This window comes from Puia sp. (assembly GCF_036500295.1).
Taxonomy (GTDB): Bacteria; Bacteroidota; Bacteroidia; order Chitinophagales; family Chitinophagaceae; genus Puia.
On record NZ_DASYCH010000002.1, the window covers coordinates 15,939 to 35,598 of the forward strand.

The window sequence follows — 19,660 nt, forward strand, 5'->3', positions numbered from 1 at the left end:
GTTCAGAATTTCAGTTCGTCGGCCGCTTCCACGTCGATGGAGCGGATATTCCGGTACAGATTGATGATGATCGCGATAGCCACGGCGGCTTCGGCGGCGGCAATGGCGATGATGAACAGGCTGAAGAAAACACCAGCCAGCTTTTCGGGATACAGGTATTTGTTAAAGGCGACAAAGTTGATGTTGACGCTGTTGAGGATCAGTTCCACCGACATCAGCATCGTGATCATGTTCCGGCGGGTGAAGAGCCCGAACATCCCGATGAAGAAAAGGCCGGTGCTGACAAAGAGGATATAATGAAGAGGGATCATTTTTCGTCGGATTTTGGTTTTATGGCAAGAACGATGCAGCCGATCATTGCCGCCAGCAGGAGGATGCTGACCACTTCGAAGGGCAGCACATAACCGTGCTCGGTCGTGCTCAGCAGCTGGGTGCCGATGGCGGAAACACTCATGTCAGGCCCCCCATAATCGTATCGCGGTTCCGGGACGCGGAACCGGCCGTACTGGCCGAGCAGGATGCAGGTCAGCAGGAAGCCGGCACAGACCGCAAGAGCGGAAAATACGGCGCTGCTGCGGATAGGCGGCGGAAGCTCCTTTCCCGACTGTTGGGTCAGAAAGATGGAAAAGATGATCAACACGACGATACCGCCGACATAGACGACGATCTGTACGGCGGCGATGAATTGCATGTCCAGCCAGAAGTAAAGTCCCGCGATGCCGGTGAGACAGAAGAGCAGCCAGATGGCCGAACGGAATATTTTCCTGGAGGTGACCGCGAGTGCGCCGGTCACCAGGATAAATGCGGAAAGGATATAAAAAACGACAACAGACGCCTCCATTATTCAACGCCCTCTCTGATTTTAGAACCGGGTTTATTTAATTTTTTTGTCAGCTGACTGCGGTCATACACACTATGTTCGAAATTCTGCGCCATTTTTATTGCATCTGTCGGGCAGGCCTGAACGCAAAGATTACACATCGTACAAAGCTCCAGGTGATAGATAAAGGTGTCCAGCGCCTTTTTTTTCTTTCCCTCGGGTGTCACATCGAATTTGGTGATGATCTTTATCGTTCCGTTGGGACAGGCCAGTTCACAGGCGGTGCAGCCTGTGCAGGCGTGTTCATTGTTTGCATCGTGGGTCATGACCACTTCACCACGAAAGCGTTCGGGCAGGACCATCGTGGCGCGATTGTCGGGATATTGCTGGGTGATGATCTCTTTGCGATGGGTGAAGTAGTAGCCCGTCAGCTTCATCCCTTTCAGGAGAGAGCGGGCGCCCCGGTAGATATCGGTGATATAGTCTTTTAAAAATGCCATCCTTTTATCGTGATAAGGGTCATTAATAACAGGTTAATAAGACTCAGGGGCAGGAGATATTTCCATTCGAGGTTCAGCAACTGGTCGATGCGGAGCCGCGGGAAGGTCCAGCGGAACCACATGATCACGAAAATGAGAAAGAAGGTCTTGCCGACGAACCAGATCGAAGAGGGAATATAATCCATCACGTGATTGAAGCCCGTCCAGTGGCCGATATGCAGCGGCATCCAGCCACCAAGAAAAAGCGTGGCGGCTATCGAGCAAACGATAAAGATGTTGACATATTCGGCCAGGAAGAAGAGGGCGAATCTCATCCCCGAGTATTCGGTATGGAATCCCGCGGTGAGTTCCGACTCGGCTTCGGCGAGGTCGAAAGGTGCGCGGTTGGTCTCGGCCGTGACGGCGATGATGAATATAATAAAGGCGATGACCGCGGGGATATGTCCTTTGAAGATCCACCAGCCATCCTGCTGCGAATTGATGATATCGGAGATCCGTAGGCTGCCGGTCAACACGACGATGGACAGGACCGCAAATCCGGCGGACAGTTCATAGCTGACGATCTGGGCGCCGCTGCGCATGGCGCCAAGCAGGGAGTATTTGTTATTGCTGGCCCAGCCCGCCATCAGGATGCCGATGACCGAAAGGGAGGACACGGAGGAAACATAGAGTATGCCGATATTGATATCCCATATCTGGGTGCCTTTTGCAAAGGCGATGGGAACGAGGATCAGCATGGCGACCACGATGACCACGAAGGGCGCCAGGTTGAAGAGGAATTTGTCGGCGCCGTCGGGGACCAGCCCTTCTTTCATGGCCAGTTTGAGGGTGTCGGCCAGTGTCTGGAGTGACCCGCCGGGACCGACACGATTGGGGCCCAGCCGGATCTGCATATAGGCGGAGACCTTGCGTTCCATCAGCACCAGGACGAGGCCGAGCAGGGCGAAGAGCGTTATCGCACCCAGTCCGACGAGGAGGCCTTCGAGGAGGGTGGCCATAGCGGGGCTAAATGCCCGGTTCAGCCATGCATCGATGGAATGGGTAATATTTTCTATGCTAAGCATCGTTATATGTTGATGGCGCACCCGGCCACTATCTATCGATATCGGGTATCACCAGATCAAGCGTTCCCATGATCGCGACCAGGTCGCCGATCTTATGGCCCCGCGCCATATGGTCCAGCGCGGACAGATTGGAAAAGCCGGGGGAGCGGAATTTGATGCGATAGGGCGTCGTCGCACCTTCGCTGATGATATACACGCCGAATTCACCCCTTGCCGTTTCCACCTTTGAATAGAACTCGCCCTTCGGCAGCTTCAGGACGGCTTTTGTCTTTGCCTGGAATTCGCCTTCGGGGATATTGTCGATCAGCTGTTCGATAATGGTGACCGATTGAAGCATTTCCTGCATGCGGACATTGTAGCGGGCAAAACAATCGCCGCCGCTATCCATTATCTCTTCGAATTTTACCTGGCCGTATACTTCATACGGGGAATGTTTCCGGGTGTCGCAGCTTACGCCGCTGGCGCGGGCCGTAGGTCCGCTGCAGCCATAAGATATGGCATCCTCCCGCGAGAGAGTACCGACACCTTCCATCCGGCCCCGGAAGATGACGTTGGCCGTAACCAGTTCGTCATACTCGTAAAGCTTCGACCGGAAGAAGGTTAGGAACGCCTTTACCTCCTGTTGGAAGTCCGGATGGAGATCGAATGATACTCCACCGGGGCACATATAATTCATGGTGAGCCGGGCCCCGCAGGTCTTCTCCATAATATCATTGATCGCTTCGCGTTCGCGGAAGGCGTGGAAGAACGGGGTGAGCGCACCCACATCCATGGCCATCGCACCCCACCAGAGCTGATGCGAAGCCAGCCGGGTCAATTCATCCATCAGGACGCGGATCACTTTTGCGCGCGGCGGCACTTCGATCTGCATGCCTTTTTCCACGCAGAGAGCGCAGCCATGGTTATTGATATGCGAAGAAAGGTAGTCCATCCGGCTCGTGACATAGATAAATTGCCGGTAGGACAGGCTTTCGCACATTTTCTCGATGCTGCGATGGATATACCCGAGGTGGGGTTCCACCTTTTTGATGGTTTCCCCGCTAAGGGTGATCACCAGATGCAGCACGCCATGCGTGGAAGGATGCTGTGGGCCCAGGTTGACCACCAGCTCGCCTTGTTCCGTCGTGCCTATTTCTTCGATCATTTTTTTTTCGTCAAAAAATTTTCAAAAAATAATTTTTTGCCTCAAAAACCACAATGTCTGTGCACTTCGTGCACGAACAGCCTGATTATAACTTAATCATGTTGACCGGGTCTTCATAATCTTTGCGCAGCGGCCAGCCCTGCCAGTCATCGGTCATGAACAGTCTGCGAAGGTCGGGGTGGCCGATGAAAACCACGCCCATGAGATCGTAAGCTTCGCGTTCATGAAATTCCGCCGTCCGCCAGATGTCGGCCACCGTCGCGATTTCGGGATTTTCCCGGTTCAATTTTATCTTTACGACAAGCGTATGACGATGAACGATGGAGGTCAGATGATAGACCATCGTAAAATGCGTCTTCCAGTCCACGGCCGTCACACAAAACAGGTAGTCAAAGTCCAGCCCGCCTGTCGAGCGCAGCTGCCGGGCCGTTTCGGCCCAGCCTGCCGGATCAATGGCGATCGTCACCCATTCGCCACCTTCCTCGAAGGTCGTGGAAGGAAGCAGGGCTCCAAGCTGTTTTTTTAATTCTTCGGGATTCATCGGGTGCCGTTCTTTATTTTCTCCTGCAGGGTGATGAGGGCATGGAGCAATGCTTCCGGCCGGGGCGGGCAACCCGCGACATAGACATCCACCGGGATCACATGGTCCGCGCCTTTTACCACCGAATAAGTATTATAGAAGAAGGGGCCGCCGCTTGTCGCGCAGGCGCCCATTGCAATGACGTATTTAGGGTCGGGCATCTGGTCATAAAGGCGTTTGAGCACGGGAGCCATTTTATTAACGATCGTCCCGGCGATGATGATCACATCCGCCTGTCTCGGGGTAGCCCTTGCCACTTCAAATCCAAATCGGGACCAGTCATATTTCGCCGCGGCGGTGGACATCATTTCGATGGCGCAGCAACTCGTACCGAAGACCAGGGGCCAGAGGGAGTTGCTTCGCGCCCAATTGATGACTTCGTCCAGTTTTGTGACCAGGATACCGCCCCCTGCAGTAGGGTGTACTTCCCCGGGGAACGGCCGGTCTGTTATCGATGAATTTACATCCATTTCAGGGCCCCCTTTTTATGCGCGTACAAAAATCCCATGAACAGAATGAAGAGGAAGACGATGATCTCGGCGAAGGCCGGCATGCCGATCTTTTTGACCGCTACAGCCCAGGGATACATGAAGACGAGCTCAACATCGAAGATGAGGAAAATCAATGCATATAAATAATAGCCGACATTGAACTGATTCCACGGGGTTCCCGAGGAGGGGATACCACATTCGTAGGCTTGCCCTTTTTGTGGGTTCTTCTTCCCTTTCACAAAGAAGCGGGCCGCAGCGATCCCGCCGGCAGAGAAGGCGATGCCGGCAAGCATTAGAACGATTAATGAAGAGCTTCCCATGGGAATACTGATTTTGACCCGATACCAATATAGCGATTTATACCAAGTTAACGCCAAAAAAAATCATTTTCCCCGCATTCGCATGGCAACGACAAAGAACACGACGGTGACATAGGCCCAGACCACCAACACTCCTGCGAGTATCGCGTTGCCCCGGCCGAACAAGAGCAGATCGGGAGCCATAAAAAATTCAATACTATTCATAGCCGCGATCACCATAACCTGGGTGATGGCTGCGAGCCGGGTTTCGATGCCGCTGAGGATCCAGACAGCCATCAGGAGTTCGGCCACGCCGATAAGCTTTGTCAACGAACCCGCGAATGACGCGCCGGCGATCCGGGCAACAATAAGCCGGTGCCTTGGAACCCGGTTCAATAGTTTGCAATAAAGTCCGTTGATGATCCATATTCCGGCGATGAGCCAGGTCAACAAAGGGATAGAGCCGGGATGCATGGTATAAATATAATCAAAGAAGGGTTATATCGGAATATTGTCGGATTTTTAATCCATGGAAGAGATCAAGCATCTATGGAATGTGATCCTGCACAGGCGCAGCACCAAGCCGGTTGCCCTGAATGGAAAGAAGATAGATGACCAGGTGATCCGGCAGCTGCTGGAGCTGGCCAATTGGGCCCCTACGCATGGGAATACCGAGCCCTGGCGATTCATTGTTTACAGCGGCGAAGCGGTTTGGGAGTTTTGTCATCGGCATGCCGAACTCTACCGGCAAAGCACGCCCCAGGAGAAATTCACGACTGCGAAATACGAAAAACAACAGCATAACGGCGACAAAGCTTCGCATCTGATCGTCATCTATATGAAGCGGGGTGACAATCCTAATATCACCGGATTAGAGGAGATCTGCGCTACGGCCGCTGCCGTCGAACATATCCTGCTGGGGGCCGAAGCGCTGGGCATCGCCGTACTGTGGAGTACGGGCGGAGTGGTTATCCAGCCGGTTATGAAGACCTTTCTCGGGATTGGCGAAGAAGACATCCTTCTCGGGATGCTTTATATGGGCTATACGGACGAGGCGCCGAAGCCGGGCAGGCGCGGGCCGGTAACAGAGAAGACGAAATGGAATCCGTGAGAGGATGGTGAAACGCGTAAGCGCAATCCGATGGCCGTACCCGGCGGTCGGATCCGGCGCCGCCAACCGCTATCGCTGGTTTTGAAGCGCCCGCTGCAACAGACTCTTTTCCCTGAAGTTGGCTTCCACTTCCGTCAGGGCCGCCAGGAGAGAGGTTGGCGTATCGAGTAGCTCGCCGATAGCCGCGGTAAATACCCGCCAGACGGGTTCCATTTGCACCACCAGCTCCTGGCCCTTCTCCGAGAGACGGATAATGCGTTTTCGTTCGTCCGTTTTGTCTTTTTGGCTACGGACCAGCTTCTGCTTTTCCAGTTCTTTCAACAGGCTGATCGTGGAAGGATGGGTATACCCGATCTCCGCGGCCAGCCCGACGACGCTGAGTTGTTTCTTGTGGTGAAGGGCATAGATGACGGGAAACCATTTCGGCTCGAAGTCGATGCCATATTCCTTATAGACAAGATGTCCGTCCTTGCGGAACTGATCGCTTAGCCGCATCAGCCGGGTGGCAATGGCCAATACGCCTGAATCGTCGATGACACTCATGACGGGGTGGGATTTGAAACCGGCATTTCCAGATGATAGAAGACATTGTCCACCGGCATAAGCGGGAACTCCGCCGGAAGGTCTTCCTTAGCCATTCGTTTGAAATTGTTCCGTTCGTAGAATCGATGGGCGGCTTTCATCCGGTCGATTGTTCCTAAATATATGTCTTCCATGCCGTTTTTGCGGGCATAGGCCACGAGGGTTTCGAGGAGCCGCTGCGCGGCACCCCATTGTTTGCCACGGAAATCCGGCTTTACAAACATTTTTCGGATGACCCCGATAGGCGCCTTGCGGGGGGGCGCGGGAGATTTCGCCGGGACCGGCAGGCCAGGGGCGCCGGGAGCCAGCAGGCCGATGGTGCCGACCATTTCTTCGCCGGCAAAAGCGCCCCAAAAATGGCCGCCGGGACGGAAATAGGCGGTGTCGATATCCATCAGATCGGGCTGATCTGCAAGGGTTATCGGTACGCTGAACTCTATCTGCTGGATCGGCAGGATCAACGCCGCCACCGCGTCGCGACTGGCGTTGGAGAGAGGGCGAATGGTGAGTTGCGGTTCCATAGAGCAAATGTATGTATTAATCTACGTAGTTAACTACATAATTAAAAAAAGAGTGGATAGAAAATGTGTGCCGTGCCTGTCCAATTTGCCTAACTTCATTTTATACTGTCTTGTAAGCAACATTCACTCACCTTAAAAATGTATGCAAAATGGACGAGTACATCTTGATTTTCAGACATGAAGACGGCCGGAAGGTCGCCTCGCCCGAACAGATCCAGGTTTGGATGAAACAAACGATGGATTGGATCGGCGGGATCGCGGCGCAGAACAAATTCTCGGCCGGCAATGGGTTACCCTTTGACGATGCCAAAGTGGTCCACCACAATAAGTTGGTGACCAATGGACCTTTCGGGGAAATAAAAGAGACGATTGGCGGGTATATCATCGTCAAAGCCGATTCGGTCGAAGAGGCGGTAGAGTTTGCCAAGGGGTCGCCCGTCCTGCAGGGGGAAGGCAACACCGTGGAAGTAAGAAAAATCGTGCGGGGCGATGATCCCCATTGAACCTTTACAAAGCCCCGGCGACACCGGGGCTTTGATCCCTCATCTTTTCCGGCGGGAGTTTTCGCGGATCGTGGCAGTGCTGTCCAGGTTGTTTGGCCTCCAACACATAGAGATCGCAGAGGATATCGCCGGCGAGACTTTTCTGGCCGCGTTGGAGATATGGCCCTACAAAGGCATTCCGCCCAACCCGACGGCATGGCTGTATGCGATTGCCCGAAACAAGGCCAGGAATTATCTGCATCGCGATCAGATCTTTACGGTGAAGGTGATGCCCGCGCTAACGCATGGAACTCCCGGCGCGGAAGAGATGGAGATCGATCTGACCGAGAAGAATATCAGCGACAGCCAGCTTCAGATGCTGTTTGCGGTGTGCCATCCTTCTCTTTCCATGGAAAGCCAGATCTGTCTGGCGCTGCGCATCCTTTGTGGCTTTGGCATCGATGAGATCGCCACCGCCTTTCTCACCAATAAAGAAACGATCAACAAACGGCTTTTCAGGGCGAGGGAAAAGCTGCGGAGCGGGCACTCAGCCATCATTTTCCCCGCCGGGGCGGAGTTTGCGCAGCGTTTGGAAGCCGTGCTGCTGACTATCTATCTTCTTTTCAGCGAGGGTTATTATTCCGAAAGCCAGGATAATGTTTTGCGGGAGGACCTTTGCGGAGAGGCCATGCGGCTCACCCGGTTGCTTATCGACAATGCCTCCACCCATCTACCGGCTGTGGATGCCCTGTTTGCCCTGATGTGTTTTCATGCATCCAGGTTCCCCGCCCGAAAAGCCGCAAACGGGGAGATGATCCTGTATGCCGATCAGGATGAAGCCCTGTGGGATCAGTCGCTGATCGCGCAGGGCGCCTGGCATCTTCATCAGTCTTCACAGGGCGAGATGTTTTCCAAATATCATTTGGAAGCCGGCATTGCGTATTGGCATACGATCAAGACCGATAGCCCGGAAAAATGGGAGAATATCCTGCAACTGCACAACCGGCTGCTGAGGCTTGCCTATTCACCGGTCGCCGCGCTGAACCGAACCTTTGCCCTGTTCAAGGCCAGGGGAAGGGAGGAGGCCATTGCGGCGGCGGAGAAGCTGACGCTGACCGAAAATCCTTATTACCATATGTTGTTGGGTGAGCTTTACAAAGAGGTGGACAGGGAGAAAGCCGCGGATCATTTGCGGAACGCAAAAGCGCTTGCCCGAACACAGGCCGACAAGCAGGCGATCCAGCGGGCGATCAGCGGGCTGGAGGCATGACCATTGCGGGTATGCCTAAATAAGTATAAATTTAGGTTCGCGTTTGCATCAAGCACCCCGTTATGAACAGATCCCTTCCTTCCGGTTCGCGTAGTCTGATCGAAACCATCCTGGTGGTCCTGCTGTTGCTCACCCTGATGCTGGCAGTATATGACGTTTTACGGGTGTTTTTTGGCGTGCTGACCTTTGCGCTGATCTTTTCCGTCTCTTTTGCCGGCGCCTTCGAGTGGGTTGTGCGGCGGGTTCGCGGACGGCGAACGTTGGCAGCCGTGATCTATACGGTGGTCCTTATCGCACTCGTCGCCCTGCCGATCACTTTGATCATCTCCGCACTCCGGCATCATGTGAAGGAGGCGATCGCCTGGATGAACGATATCAAGACAAACGGCCTTCCGCCGCTGCCTGCGTGGATCAGCAGTCTACCGCTTGCCGGCGAGGACATCAAAGATTTCTGGCAGCAACTGCAAAACAGTCCGCGAGAAACGATCGCGACACATGGTGAGCCGATTCGCACGGCGTTGCGGCATATCCTTACCAGCGGGGCAGGTATGGTCGGAACGGCGTTGCAGTTCATCGCGGGGATCGTGATCTCCGCCTTTTTGCTGGTTTCGGGAGAAAAAGCCCTGGCGCCCGTGAAAGCGGTGACCCAACACCTGCTGGGCAGACGGGATGGACTTTCGCTGATACAGGCTACGACGGTCGCGATCAAGAGTGTGTCCATCGGCGTAATGGGGACGGCCTTTATTGCGGCCATCATCTCCTGGCTTGGCCTGCTTATCGCCGGGGTGCACTATGCCATCCTGCTTTCTGCACTGATCTTCTTCCTGGTGCTGATCCAATTAGGCCCCCTGGCGGTATGGGTACCGCTGGTGATCTGGACAGCCAGCCAGGGACATACCGGGATGACGATCTTCCTGATCATCTACGGAGTAGGGCTGCTGATCATCGACGCCTTTCTGAAGCCGTTGCTGATCGCGAAAAGCGGCGGCAAGCTACCCTTTCTAGTACTTTTTCTCGGGGTCGTCGGGGGCCTGGCCGCCTGGGGCTTTACCGGGATGTTCAAAGGCGCCATCATCCTATCGGTGTCCTATACCCTCTTCGATTCCTGGCTCGAAAAGCGGAATAGCCCGGCCGTAACACGAACCGGTGGACCGACGCCGCAATAAGATTATGAGATCCAATTTATCAAGAAGGAATTTTTTGGGACTGGCGCTGGGCGGCATCGGGCTGGGGCTTATGCCGCCCGGCGCCGCACTTTCGCCGCCCGGCACTCCCCCACCGGCGCAGGAAGAGCTGGCGGCCTTGTGCCGGGAGTTGACCGCCACCTGGGCACGGACCCTGTTGTCCTTACAGGTGGTCGATGCAAGCCGGACCAATGATTATGGCGGGATCTTTTGTCCGACCCGCAAGATGGTCCATGGCCGTGTCGGCGATACGATCTATCCCTTTATGCATATGGCGCGCCGGACCGGTGACCATCGGTATATCGATGCGTCGGTATTGCTTTTTCGCTGGATGGAAGGGCATGTCAGTCAACCGGACGGCTCCTGGCTGAACGAGATAAAAGATTCCTGGAAAGGGACGACGGTCTTCACGGTGATCGCGCTTTGCGAGGCGCTTCATTATCACGGCGACCTGATGGAACCGCAGTTTCGGCAAACCGTTGAAGCCCGGTTACGGAAGGCCGGCGATTTTATCTATACCACTGTCGATATCGATTACGGAAATATCAACTATCCCCTTTCGGCTTCCTACGCCTTGTCGCTGTTGGGCACCTTGCAGGACGTGCCGCGGTATAGGGAACGGGGTCGGGTTTTGTCCCAGCAGGCGATCAGGTTCTTCTCGAAACAGGACGGATTCATATTCGGCGAGGGAACTCCTTATTATCAGCCCAGCCCCAAGGGTTGTTTTTCCGTGGACCTCGGGTACAACGTCGAGGAGACGCTCCCCTCGCTGGCCCTGTATGGACTACTGAACAAAGACGAGGAATTGTTACACCACGTGACGCGCAGCCTGCAAACGCATATGGAGTTCATGCTTCCCGACGGAGGTTGGGACAACAGCTGGGGAACACGCAATTACAAATGGACCTATTGGGGAAGCCGGACCTCGGACGGATGTCAGCCGGCGTATGCACTGCTTGCGGGCCGGGATGCCAGGTTCGCGCGTGTCGCGCACAAAAACGCGCTGCTGCTGCGGGAATGCACGCATGACGGTTTACTGTATGGAGGACCGCACTATCTTTCGCACGGGGTACTGCCGAGCGTTCATCACAGCTTTTGCCATAGCAAGGCATTGACGACCGTGCTGGATCATGGGTTGCCGGCAGCGGCCTCCGGTGTTCCGCAGCTGCCGCGGGAGGAAGCCTACGGGCGCAAGTTCTTTCCGGATATCCAGACCTGGCTTATCGCTGTCGGCGGCTATCGCGCGACGGTAACGGCTTATGACCGGGAATACAAAGCCATGCACAACGGACATGCTACCGGTGGAGCGCTTTCGATGCTATGGCATGACCGCACCGGACCGTTGCTGGCGGCAAGCATGAATGCCTATCAGCTGGTGGAGGCCGGGAATATGCAGGCGGACACCGATCCCCTTTCGATGCCGCTTACGCCAAGGATCGAATTGGTTGTAGATGGCGTGACTTATCTGAGTTGCAGCAATCTGGAAGCGACGGTCGAGGTCACCGGCGACAAGGGCCGGATAATCGCCCGAACCCGGGGACGACTTGTTGACAGGGATCAGCGGGACCCACCGGCCGGAGCCCTGTATTGTCGCTGTGAGTATCTGTTCACACCGGAAAAAGTCACCTTGTCGTTTGCCGTAGATGATCCCCGGGCGTGGATCATTGTCCCGGTCATCTCGCGTAGCGGCGAAGCGGTGGAATTGATAAACGATCGCAAAATGCTGCTGCGAAAACCTCGCGCAACCGTTGTGGTCGAGACCGATCAGCCGATCGTGCCGCTGCCGGCTGCGGGCCGGCGACTGTTCAATTTTGTTCCCGGCCTGGAAGCCATCCCCCTGGTTTTTGATGGCGGGAAAGCGCAGATCGGATTTTCCATTGATTAAAGAGTCACCGGCCAGTCGTCGGTTCGGAAGGGCGCCAGCGGCAGTCCCTCCTTGCAGGCAATATTACCGATGCCGGCATTGTCAAACTGATAGCGGACAGCAACGGGTTTCTTTACCGCGGGGGCGCTTACGATAAGCTTGTTTCCCTCGATCTTTGCTTTTGCCGGATAGAATACATGGTCCTCACCGGCGATGACCAGTTCCCTGGGTTCGCTGCCCTTCAGGACAAGGCCGCCGGGTGCGTCCGTAAACGTGAGCGTCGCCTTGTCGCCTTTTATCTCCATGGTTTGATAGGTGGGATTTTTATAGGTGATGCCGGGTTGATGATAGGTCTCGGCGAGGGCCCAGCCGGCGAGTCGGTAACCGACGTCGTGTTTATTTTTGGGATGGATGTCGGTGGTGTCGGTGACCAGATCGCTGACGACTACCATTCCCGTATTCTCAAGATTCATGGTTTTGGCCTGCTGTTCACGGACAAGGGTTCCCTGGTTGTTCGCACCGTAAGTGAAGGGGGCGATCTGGACATAGTAGAAAGGCAGCGGTTCGTTCCAGGCGCTGCGCCAGGACGCGATCATCGCCGTAAATATTTTCGAGTAGGTGTCGGCGTTTGCCGTATTGCCTTCGCCCTGATACCAGATGGCGCCGGCGATCCTGAATGGAGTGATCGGCGCGATCATCCCGTTGTAACAGTAGCCGGGAAGATAGGGCCAGCCATTTGCAGGTTGGAGCTTTTCGGCGGCAATTCTGAGTACCGGGTCGCCGGTGACCATATGTTCCGGCGTCCACACTTCCGCGGGAGTGCCGCCCCAGGCAGCTTCGATCAGGCCGATGGGTACGTTGAGATCCTTATTGAGTTTCTTCCCGAAGAAATAGGCTGCCGCGCTGAACGATTTCAGCTCGTTGGAATCGCAGGGTGTCCATTTGCCCGGGCAATCGTCCTGCGGGGAGGTAGAGGTCGTCCGGGGGATACGGAAGAAACGGAGATTGGGGTTATTGCAGGTGGGCAACTCGGCCTTTATATCCGGGAGCCCCCAGTTGCCGCACATCTCCATATTCGACTGGCCGCTGCAAACCCACACTTCGCCGACAAGGATATTGTCCAGGACAACGGTGTTCTCTCCTTTGATGGTGATGGTATAGGGACCACCGGCGGCCGGGGTAGCCAGCGTCATCTTCCAGCGGCCGTCGCGGCTTCCCTGAACGGAATCCACCTTGCTATTCCAGGAAGCGACGATCCTGATCTTCTCACCCGGTTCGCACCAACCCCATAGATCGGCCTGCGATCGTTGTTGCAGGACCATATTACTGGAAAGGACATGCGGAAGGCGTACGTTAGCCTCGCCGGGCAGAACGCCGAGTGCGGCGAAGACCAGCAAACAAAGTTTTCTCATGGCGGACATTTTGTTCATCGCCCTAAATTTATCACAAATACCGTAAATTGTCTTCTCCAATTAAAAATTATACTGCTATGTCTTCGATTTTCAGCAAAGGCGCCGCTATCGTTTTAGCGGCTTCGACCCTGCTTTCCATCCCGGGCTTCGGCCAGCAAAAGGATCCCGTAATCGACAATATCGTCAAGGAAGAAACGGATAACTCCCAGCTGCAGGTGCTGGCGCACGAGTTGTTCGACCGTATCGGGCCGCGGCTTGTAGGCACTCCGCAGATGGATAAGGCCAATGAATGGGCCGTTGCCAAATACACTTCCTGGGGCATCGCTGCCCGAAATGAGAAATGGGGGGAATGGCATGGCTGGGAACGGGGCATTTCGCATATCGATATGTTAACCCCCCGGGTGAAGAGCCTGGAGGCAACGCAACTGGCGTGGAGTCCCGGCATGGGGGATAAAACGATCACCGCCGAGCTGGTGATCCTCCCCGATCTTACCGACTCTGTCGCTTTTCAGCAATGGCTGCCCGCAGTAAAAGGAAAGTTTGTGATGATCTCGATGCTCCAGCCGACAGGCCGGCCGGATTATAACTGGCAGGAATTCGGTACGCCGGCGTCTTTTGAAAAAATGAAAAAAGAACGGACCGCGCAACAGGAGGCCTGGGCCCACCGGATCAGGAAAACGGGTTATACCAACCGGACCCTTCCCGCCGCATTGGAGAAGGCAGGTGCTGCAGGTGTCGTGATCAACAACTGGAGTGCGGGTTTTGGTGTAGACAAGATCTTTGGCGCTTATACGAAGAAGATCCCCACCATCGACATCGCGCTGGAGGACTACGGCGTGCTCTACCGGCTGACCGAATCCGGGGATAAACCGACGATCCGCGTGCATACCGAGTCGAAGGAACGCGGCGTCGTGCCGACCTTCAATACGATCGCCGAAATAAAAGGCAGTGAAAAACCTGACGAATATGTGATCCTCTCGGCCCACTTCGATAGCTGGGACGGTGGTACCGGAGCCACCGACAACGGAACCGGGACGCTGACGATGATGGAAGCCATGCGCATCCTGAAGGCGGTTTATCCGCATCCAAAACGGACCATCCTGGTAGGGCACTGGGGCAGCGAGGAAGAAGGGCTCAACGGGTCGAGAGCCTTTGTGGAAGATCATCCGGAGATCGTACAGCATATCCAGGCAGTGTTCAACCAGGACAACGGTACGGGCAGGGTGGTAAACATGTCCGGCCAGGGCTTTCTCAACTCCTACGACTACCTGCAACGCTGGCTTTTCAAGGTGCCTTCCTATATCCGGGATTCGATAAAGACGACCTTCCCCGGCATTCCCGGTGGCGGCGGATCGGACTTCGCCTCTTTTGTGGCGATGGGTGCACCGGCTTTTTCGCTGGGTTCGCTGAACTGGTCATACGGTACCTATACCTGGCATACCAACCGCGACACCTATGACAAGATCGTATTCGACGATCTGCGGAACAATGCCATCCTCGCCGCAACGCTTGCCTATATGGCGAGTGAAGACCCGGTGACGACCAGCCGGGAGAAGAGCGTATTGCCGATGAGTACGCGTACCGGCGAACAAACAAAATGGCCGCAGCCCACAAAGTCTATCCGCAAGGGTGGTTTGGATTAATTGTTCCAGATCAGGAGAGTGGGCCGTTTAAATTTCCATTAAATTGCGGGTTGCTATGTCGACCGACACGACCAATGTGGATTTTCAATTAGCCGTACAATATGTCAATCAGACTGCACGGCCTCTCTTCCTGACCGGTAAGGCCGGTACGGGCAAGACCACTTTTCTGAAATATATCCGGGAGAACAGCTTTAAGAAAATGGCCGTTGTGGCCCCCACGGGTGTGGCGGCGATAAATGCGGGTGGCGTCACCATGCATTCTTTTTTCCAGCTGCCCTTCGGGCCATTTTTACCCCGAACCGGCAGCGGCTGGAATCCCGAGCAACCCGGATTCTCGGATGTGAACTCCCTTTTCCGGAATATCCGCTTCAATGCCGCCAAACGGGAATTGTTGCAGGAGTTGGAGTTGCTGGTCATCGACGAGATCAGTATGGTGCGGGCGGATATGCTGGATGCGGTGGATACGATCCTCCGGCATTACCGGCAGCAACCCCTGGCGCCGTTTGGCGGGATACAGGTGCTATATATCGGTGATCTTTACCAGCTGCCGCCGGTGGTCTCCAATACCGAATGGGATGTTCTCAAGGCATATTATTCCAGTCCCTTCTTCTTTGATGCCCAGGTGATCAAACAGGCGCCGCCGGTATATCTCGAACTGAAAAAGATCTACCGGCAGAAGGAAGGGCGGTTTATCGAGATCCTCAATAATATTCGCAACAACCGCGCATCCTGGGAGGATCTTGAACGGCTGCATGATCATTATCAGCCGGAGTTCGTTGCCTCGAAGGGGGACAACTATATCACGCTGACCTCGCACAACACGAAGGCGGATGCGATCAACCAGGAAGAACTGGCCAAGCTGCGCGGCCGGACCCAGGTATTCGAAGCGTCGGTAACGGGAGAATTCAACGACAAGGCCTATCCCGCGGAAAAGAGTCTCACGCTGAAGGAAGGGGCGCAGATCATGTTGATCAAGAACGATAAAGGTGAGGTGCGGCGGTATTTTAACGGGAAGATCGGCATCATCAAACGGATGGTGGAGGACAAGCTGACCATCGAGTTCCCCGATGAACCCGACGAGCTGGTGCTCGAAAAAGAAACCTGGAAGAATATCCGCTATGCCTACAACCGGGAGAAGGACGAGATCGAGGAGGAAGAACTGGGCAGCTTCCGGCAATATCCTATCCGGCTCGCCTGGGCGATCACGATCCATAAGAGTCAGGGACTTACTTTTGACAAGGCGGTGATCGATGCGGGTGCTTCTTTTGCGCCGGGCCAGGTATACGTTGCGTTGAGCCGGCTGCGGGGATTGGAGGGACTTGTACTGCGGAGCCGGATCGCGTCAAATTCGATCAGCACCGATCCCCGGGTGGTATTTTATGTCGAGGACCGGCAGGCGGAGAGCCCAGAGAGGCAGCTGGAGCAGGAGCAGATCGCCTACATCGGCGATACGCTGCGCAAGGCGTTTCAGTGGAGCCGGCTGGTCGAGCAACTACAGGATCACTATACCGGCTATGCGCACCGGAAGATACCGGAAAGGGAGGCGGCGGTGCTGCTCGGTAAGCAATGGCTGGATAGTGGTGTTTCGCAGCAGGAGGTGGCGCAGAAGTTCTCGCGGCAGTTGGAGCAACTGTTGCCCGGAGCGGAGCGGGATGGCTATCGCCAGCTGGCCGAACGGACGGCGGCGGCCGCCGGGTATTTCGTGAAGCAACTGGAGAGCGAGCTGATCGAACCCTTGCAGGGACATCTCGCGGAATTGCGGGGAAAATCGAAGGCTAAGAAATATGTGCAGGAGCTGCAGGTGTTGAGGGGCCTGGTGGTGCGGAAGAAGCAGCAGGTGGAAGATGCAGTGAAGATCGTGGAAGGTCTGCGGAACGGGATGGATACAACGCAACTGCTGACGGGATTGAATGGCGAGCGAAAACACCGGGAGGTTGCGGCCGGAGATCCGGCCGGGGCGGAGGAAGCGGCCCCGGGCCGTGGGCAGCGCGGCGATACCCAGCGGATGAGTTTGCGGTTGTTCCGGGAGGGACAGTCGATCGCGGACATTGCGAAGCAGCGGGACCTGACCGTCTCGACGGTGGAGGGGCATCTCGCCTCTTTTATCTTCACCGGTGAGGTCGATGTAAAGGAACTGGTTCCCGAGCCCAGGGTAAATGCAATTCTCGCCGTGATCAAAGAACTTGGTCCCGGCGCAGTTGGGCCGATCCGCGGGCGGTTAGGCGACGCATATTCATTTGGGGAGATCCGCGCGGTGATCAATTATTTCAAGCATTCCAACAAGGGATCATTCGGTTCTTAAACTCTTCACCGGATTGGCGACCGCCACTTTTATCGCCTGATAGCTGACGGTCAGCAATGCGATAAGCAGGGCCAGCACCCCGGCCAGCACGAAGACCCACCACTCCAGGCCAATATGGAAGGCAAAATTTTGCAGCCAGGCGTGCATGGCCCACCAGGCCAGCGGCGAAGCCAGGATGAAGGCCACTCCCACCAGCACGAGAAAATCTTTTGACAGCAGGCCGAAGAGGGTGCCGGCCTTTGCTCCCAGCACCTTGCGGATACCGAATTCTTTTGTGCGCTGTTCGGCGGTGAACATCGCCAGTCCCAGCAGACCGAGACAGCAGATGGCGATCCCCAGCACGGCGAAGCAGTTGGAAAGGCTGTGAACGATGGCTTCACTTTTATAGAGATTGCGATATTCTTCATCCGCGAATCTATACGTGAATGGGAATTTAGGGTTCATGGAATGGCAAAGCGCCTCGAGCTGGCTTAACGCCTGTTTTGTCTGGCCGGCGCGAACCCGCAGCAGCACATTCCCCCAGTTGACGCCGGAACCCTGATCACCGTAGCGAATGATCAGCGGGCGGATCGGTTCATGCAGGGAACTATAGTGAAAATCCTTTACGATACCGATGATCTTGCCCTTTTTGCCCCACATGGTGAGGTTGCGCCCGATAGGATCCTTGTAGCCGATGCGCCGCAGGGCTTCTTCGTTGACCATGTAGCCGACGGTATCCGTAGCGAAATCCGGCGAGAATTCACGGCCCTGGGTCAACTTCAGTTTCATCGTGCCGACAAAATCATAGCCCACGGCCACATTGGTGAACATAACGAGGTTGTTCGGGTCTTTGCCGTCCCACTGGATCCCGCCGGTGCCGTTGCCGATATCAACAGGATCTTCGCTTGTTTTGGTCACGTCGGCGATGGAGGGTAATTGGAGCGCTGCCGCCTTGAAAGCGGTGTACTTGCCCGGCAGTTCGCCTTCCAGCGGGACATAAACGAGATTTTCGCGGTCATAACCCAAGTTGATCGACTGGACATAGTTCACCTGCTCAGATATGACGATGGTTCCGATGATCAGGACGATGGAAAGGACAAACTGGAAGACGACCAGCCCCTTGCGGAACCAGGTGGCTCCCGAACTGAATTTCATCATCCCTTTCAGGACGCGGATCGGCTGGAAGCCCGAAAGGAAGAGCGCGGGATAACTGCCGCTGATGAATCCCGTGATGAGGGTCAGGGCAGCCATGCTCCACCAGAAGGAAGCCGCGCCGAAGGGGAAATGGATGTTCTTTTCGGTGAGATGGTTGAAGGCAGGAAGGATCAGAAAGACCGTTGCCATCGCGAGGATAACGGCGAACGTGGATAGCACGATGGCTTCCCCGATGAATTGACGAATGAGCGCGGGGCGCAATGCACCCACGACCTTGCGGATACCGATCTCCTTTGCCCGGCCCATCGAACGGGCGGTAGTGAGATTCATGAAATTGATGCAGGCAATAATCAGGATGAAGATGGCAACGATGCTGAAGAGCCGGACATATTCGATGCGGCCGCCTTCGATCCGGCCCTGACGGAAATTGGAGTGCAGGTAGACGTCACCGTAGCGCGCCATGCCGAGCTCGATACGAAAGGATTTGCCCTGATCTTTATTGTAAGCGTCGAGAAACCGGGTGATCTTTTTCTCAAAGGCGGCGGGGTTGGCGTCCTTTCGAAGGAGGATAAAGGTTTGGGGTCCGTTGTTGCCCCAATCCTTCGCCCAGGTGTTGTCGTCGAGCCAGGCTTTCCAGGGGATGAGATAATCGAATTTACCGGAACTGTTGTCGGGCAGGTTTTCGAAGACGGCAGTGATGCTAAACTGCTTCCGGTTATCGAAGCCGATAGATTTACCGATGGCCGCCTCGGGGGTGCCGAAGAAGTCGTTGGCCATTTTCCGGGAGATGGCCAGGCTGGTTGGCGTGGCCAGGGCCGTCGCGGGGGTCCCGACCAACAGCGGATAGGTGAACATGCTGAAAAAATCGGGGCTGGCGCTGCGGCCCGCCTCCTTAAGTATCTTGTCACCCACCTGGAAGGTCGTGCGATCGGAATAGCTGAACCCGGTGGCCATTTCTACCTCGGGGAGGTCTTTCTTTAGCTGTTCGGGAAGGACTCCGGGGCTGTAAAAGCCGGCGGAGATATTGCCGTCATAGTATTGACGTTCGTATATGCTGTACAGCCGGGGGCCGTTGAGATGATAGTTGTCGACGCTGCGCTCATCGGTGATCCAGAGAAGGATCAGCAGGCTACAGGTCATGCCCATTGCCAGGCCGAAAACGTTGAGGAAGGTATAACCCTTGTGTTTCCAAAGGTTTCGAAGGGCTACTTTCAGGAAGTTTTTTAGCATGGCAGCGGCGTTTAAAGCTAAGGACGC

At 55.4% G+C, this 19,660-nt stretch carries 20 protein-coding genes; 7 read left to right on the forward strand and 13 right to left on the reverse strand.

Annotation, left to right across the window (positions count from 1 at the left end):
- Positions 1-2: 2 nt before the first annotated feature.
- The 9 genes from nuoK to VGM48_RS00385 all read right to left on the reverse strand — a co-directional run bounded on the left by nuoK (position 3) and on the right by VGM48_RS00385 (position 5,372).
- The gene (gene nuoK, locus VGM48_RS00345) at positions 3-311 is read right to left on the reverse strand and encodes an NADH-quinone oxidoreductase subunit NuoK (RefSeq protein WP_331575435.1); all 309 of its coding nucleotides are present in this window, start codon (positions 309-311) and stop codon (positions 3-5) included.
- Positions 308-841: an NADH-quinone oxidoreductase subunit J gene (locus tag VGM48_RS00350; RefSeq protein WP_331575437.1), complete on the reverse strand. Its 534-nt coding sequence runs from the start codon at positions 839-841 to the stop codon at positions 308-310. The genes nuoK and VGM48_RS00350 overlap by 4 nt, the downstream gene beginning before the upstream one ends.
- Positions 841-1,320: a 4Fe-4S binding protein gene (locus VGM48_RS00355; RefSeq protein WP_331575439.1), complete on the reverse strand. Its 480-nt coding sequence runs from the start codon at positions 1,318-1,320 to the stop codon at positions 841-843. The genes VGM48_RS00350 and VGM48_RS00355 overlap by 1 nt, the downstream gene beginning before the upstream one ends.
- A complete protein-coding gene (gene nuoH, locus VGM48_RS00360; RefSeq protein WP_331575441.1) occupies positions 1,308-2,384 on the reverse strand; it encodes an NADH-quinone oxidoreductase subunit NuoH in 1,077 nt (358 codons plus the stop codon). The genes VGM48_RS00355 and nuoH overlap by 13 nt, the downstream gene beginning before the upstream one ends.
- Positions 2,385-2,412: 28 nt before the next feature.
- The gene (locus tag VGM48_RS00365) at positions 2,413-3,528 is read right to left on the reverse strand and encodes an NADH-quinone oxidoreductase subunit D (RefSeq protein WP_331575443.1); all 1,116 of its coding nucleotides are present in this window, start codon (positions 3,526-3,528) and stop codon (positions 2,413-2,415) included.
- A gap of 85 nt (positions 3,529-3,613) precedes the next feature.
- On the reverse strand, positions 3,614-4,069 hold the full coding sequence (locus VGM48_RS00370; protein ID WP_331575445.1) for an NADH-quinone oxidoreductase subunit C: 456 nt from the start codon (positions 4,067-4,069) through the stop codon (positions 3,614-3,616).
- Entirely contained in the window at positions 4,066-4,578 is a 513-nt protein-coding gene (locus VGM48_RS00375; RefSeq protein ID WP_331575447.1) for an NADH-quinone oxidoreductase subunit B family protein, read from the reverse strand. Before VGM48_RS00375 ends, VGM48_RS00370 begins: the two co-directional genes overlap by 4 nt.
- A complete protein-coding gene (locus VGM48_RS00380) occupies positions 4,569-4,919 on the reverse strand; it encodes an NADH-quinone oxidoreductase subunit A (protein WP_331575449.1) in 351 nt (116 codons plus the stop codon). Before VGM48_RS00380 ends, VGM48_RS00375 begins: the two co-directional genes overlap by 10 nt.
- 63 nt (positions 4,920-4,982) lie before the next feature.
- Entirely contained in the window at positions 4,983-5,372 is a 390-nt protein-coding gene (locus VGM48_RS00385; protein WP_331575451.1) for a DoxX-like family protein, read from the reverse strand.
- A 55-nt stretch (positions 5,373-5,427) separates the two neighbouring features.
- Here VGM48_RS00385 and VGM48_RS00390 point away from each other — a divergent pair, with 55 nt between their 5' ends.
- Positions 5,428-6,009: a nitroreductase gene (locus VGM48_RS00390; RefSeq protein WP_331575453.1), complete on the forward strand. Its 582-nt coding sequence runs from the start codon at positions 5,428-5,430 to the stop codon at positions 6,007-6,009.
- Positions 6,010-6,078: 69 nt separating this feature from the next.
- Here VGM48_RS00390 and VGM48_RS00395 read toward each other — a convergent pair whose 3' ends face one another.
- Positions 6,079-6,552: a MarR family winged helix-turn-helix transcriptional regulator gene (locus VGM48_RS00395; protein WP_331575455.1), complete on the reverse strand. Its 474-nt coding sequence runs from the start codon at positions 6,550-6,552 to the stop codon at positions 6,079-6,081.
- Complete coding sequence (locus VGM48_RS00400; protein ID WP_331575457.1) at positions 6,549-7,112, reverse strand: GNAT family N-acetyltransferase; 564 nt, start codon at positions 7,110-7,112, stop codon at positions 6,549-6,551. The genes VGM48_RS00395 and VGM48_RS00400 overlap by 4 nt, the downstream gene beginning before the upstream one ends.
- Before the next feature lie 149 nt (positions 7,113-7,261).
- Here VGM48_RS00400 and VGM48_RS00405 point away from each other — a divergent pair, with 149 nt between their 5' ends.
- The 4 genes from VGM48_RS00405 (at position 7,262) to VGM48_RS00420 (ending at position 11,933) form a co-directional block, all read left to right on the forward strand.
- Positions 7,262-7,615 carry a YciI family protein gene (locus VGM48_RS00405; RefSeq protein ID WP_331575459.1) on the forward strand — a complete coding sequence of 118 codons (354 nt, stop codon included), beginning with the start codon at positions 7,262-7,264 and terminating at the stop codon, positions 7,613-7,615.
- A complete protein-coding gene (locus VGM48_RS00410; protein WP_331575461.1) occupies positions 7,602-8,864 on the forward strand; it encodes an RNA polymerase sigma factor in 1,263 nt (420 codons plus the stop codon). Before VGM48_RS00405 ends, VGM48_RS00410 begins: the two co-directional genes overlap by 14 nt.
- 62 nt (positions 8,865-8,926) lie before the next feature.
- The gene (locus tag VGM48_RS00415) at positions 8,927-10,030 is read left to right on the forward strand and encodes an AI-2E family transporter (RefSeq protein ID WP_331575463.1); all 1,104 of its coding nucleotides are present in this window, start codon (positions 8,927-8,929) and stop codon (positions 10,028-10,030) included.
- 4 nt (positions 10,031-10,034) lie between these two features.
- Positions 10,035-11,933: a hypothetical protein gene (locus tag VGM48_RS00420; RefSeq protein WP_331575465.1), complete on the forward strand. Its 1,899-nt coding sequence runs from the start codon at positions 10,035-10,037 to the stop codon at positions 11,931-11,933.
- Here the strand turns inward: VGM48_RS00420 and VGM48_RS00425 are convergent.
- Positions 11,930-13,324, reverse strand: coding sequence for a sialate O-acetylesterase (locus VGM48_RS00425; RefSeq protein ID WP_331575467.1), 1,395 nt, complete (start codon positions 13,322-13,324; stop codon positions 11,930-11,932). The genes VGM48_RS00420 and VGM48_RS00425 overlap by 4 nt on opposite strands.
- 77 nt (positions 13,325-13,401) lie before the next feature.
- On the opposite strand from VGM48_RS00425, the gene VGM48_RS00430 reads away from it, so the two are divergent.
- Complete coding sequence (locus tag VGM48_RS00430) at positions 13,402-14,967, forward strand: M20/M25/M40 family metallo-hydrolase (RefSeq protein WP_331575469.1); 1,566 nt, start codon at positions 13,402-13,404, stop codon at positions 14,965-14,967.
- Between the two features lie 55 nt (positions 14,968-15,022).
- Positions 15,023-17,269, forward strand: coding sequence for a helix-turn-helix domain-containing protein (locus VGM48_RS00435; protein ID WP_331575471.1), 2,247 nt, complete (start codon positions 15,023-15,025; stop codon positions 17,267-17,269).
- Here the strand turns inward: VGM48_RS00435 and VGM48_RS00440 are convergent.
- On the reverse strand, positions 17,255-19,633 hold the full coding sequence (locus VGM48_RS00440; protein ID WP_331575473.1) for an ABC transporter permease: 2,379 nt from the start codon (positions 19,631-19,633) through the stop codon (positions 17,255-17,257). The two genes, VGM48_RS00435 and VGM48_RS00440, sit on opposite strands and share 15 nt — an antisense overlap.
- Between the last annotated feature and the right edge of the window lie 27 nt (positions 19,634-19,660).

Bases quoted from the DNA above. Each gene is read 5' to 3' on its own strand.
- VGM48_RS00435 (WP_331575471.1), top strand. From the start codon at position 15,023: ATGTCGACCGACACGACCAATGTGGATTTTCAATTAGCCGTACAATAT.
- VGM48_RS00370 (WP_331575445.1), bottom strand. From the start codon at position 4,069: ATGAATCCCGAAGAATTAAAAAAACAGCTTGGAGCCCTGCTTCCTTCC.
- VGM48_RS00430 (WP_331575469.1), top strand. From the start codon at position 13,402: ATGTCTTCGATTTTCAGCAAAGGCGCCGCTATCGTTTTAGCGGCTTCG.
- VGM48_RS00380 (WP_331575449.1), bottom strand. From the start codon at position 4,919: ATGGGAAGCTCTTCATTAATCGTTCTAATGCTTGCCGGCATCGCCTTC.
- VGM48_RS00355 (WP_331575439.1), bottom strand. From the start codon at position 1,320: ATGGCATTTTTAAAAGACTATATCACCGATATCTACCGGGGCGCCCGC.
- VGM48_RS00350 (WP_331575437.1), bottom strand. From the start codon at position 841: ATGGAGGCGTCTGTTGTCGTTTTTTATATCCTTTCCGCATTTATCCTG.
- VGM48_RS00365 (WP_331575443.1), bottom strand. From the start codon at position 3,528: ATGATCGAAGAAATAGGCACGACGGAACAAGGCGAGCTGGTGGTCAAC.
- VGM48_RS00425 (WP_331575467.1), bottom strand. From the start codon at position 13,324: ATGAGAAAACTTTGTTTGCTGGTCTTCGCCGCACTCGGCGTTCTGCCC.
- VGM48_RS00390 (WP_331575453.1), top strand. From the start codon at position 5,428: ATGGAAGAGATCAAGCATCTATGGAATGTGATCCTGCACAGGCGCAGC.
- VGM48_RS00415 (WP_331575463.1), top strand. From the start codon at position 8,927: ATGAACAGATCCCTTCCTTCCGGTTCGCGTAGTCTGATCGAAACCATC.
- VGM48_RS00385 (WP_331575451.1), bottom strand. From the start codon at position 5,372: ATGCATCCCGGCTCTATCCCTTTGTTGACCTGGCTCATCGCCGGAATA.
- VGM48_RS00400 (WP_331575457.1), bottom strand. From the start codon at position 7,112: ATGGAACCGCAACTCACCATTCGCCCTCTCTCCAACGCCAGTCGCGAC.
- VGM48_RS00395 (WP_331575455.1), bottom strand. From the start codon at position 6,552: ATGAGTGTCATCGACGATTCAGGCGTATTGGCCATTGCCACCCGGCTG.
- nuoH (WP_331575441.1), bottom strand. From the start codon at position 2,384: ATGCTTAGCATAGAAAATATTACCCATTCCATCGATGCATGGCTGAAC.
- VGM48_RS00440 (WP_331575473.1), bottom strand. From the start codon at position 19,633: ATGCTAAAAAACTTCCTGAAAGTAGCCCTTCGAAACCTTTGGAAACAC.
- VGM48_RS00375 (WP_331575447.1), bottom strand. From the start codon at position 4,578: ATGGATGTAAATTCATCGATAACAGACCGGCCGTTCCCCGGGGAAGTA.
- VGM48_RS00405 (WP_331575459.1), top strand. From the start codon at position 7,262: ATGGACGAGTACATCTTGATTTTCAGACATGAAGACGGCCGGAAGGTC.
- VGM48_RS00420 (WP_331575465.1), top strand. From the start codon at position 10,035: ATGAGATCCAATTTATCAAGAAGGAATTTTTTGGGACTGGCGCTGGGC.
- nuoK (WP_331575435.1), bottom strand. From the start codon at position 311: ATGATCCCTCTTCATTATATCCTCTTTGTCAGCACCGGCCTTTTCTTC.
- VGM48_RS00410 (WP_331575461.1), top strand. From the start codon at position 7,602: ATGATCCCCATTGAACCTTTACAAAGCCCCGGCGACACCGGGGCTTTG.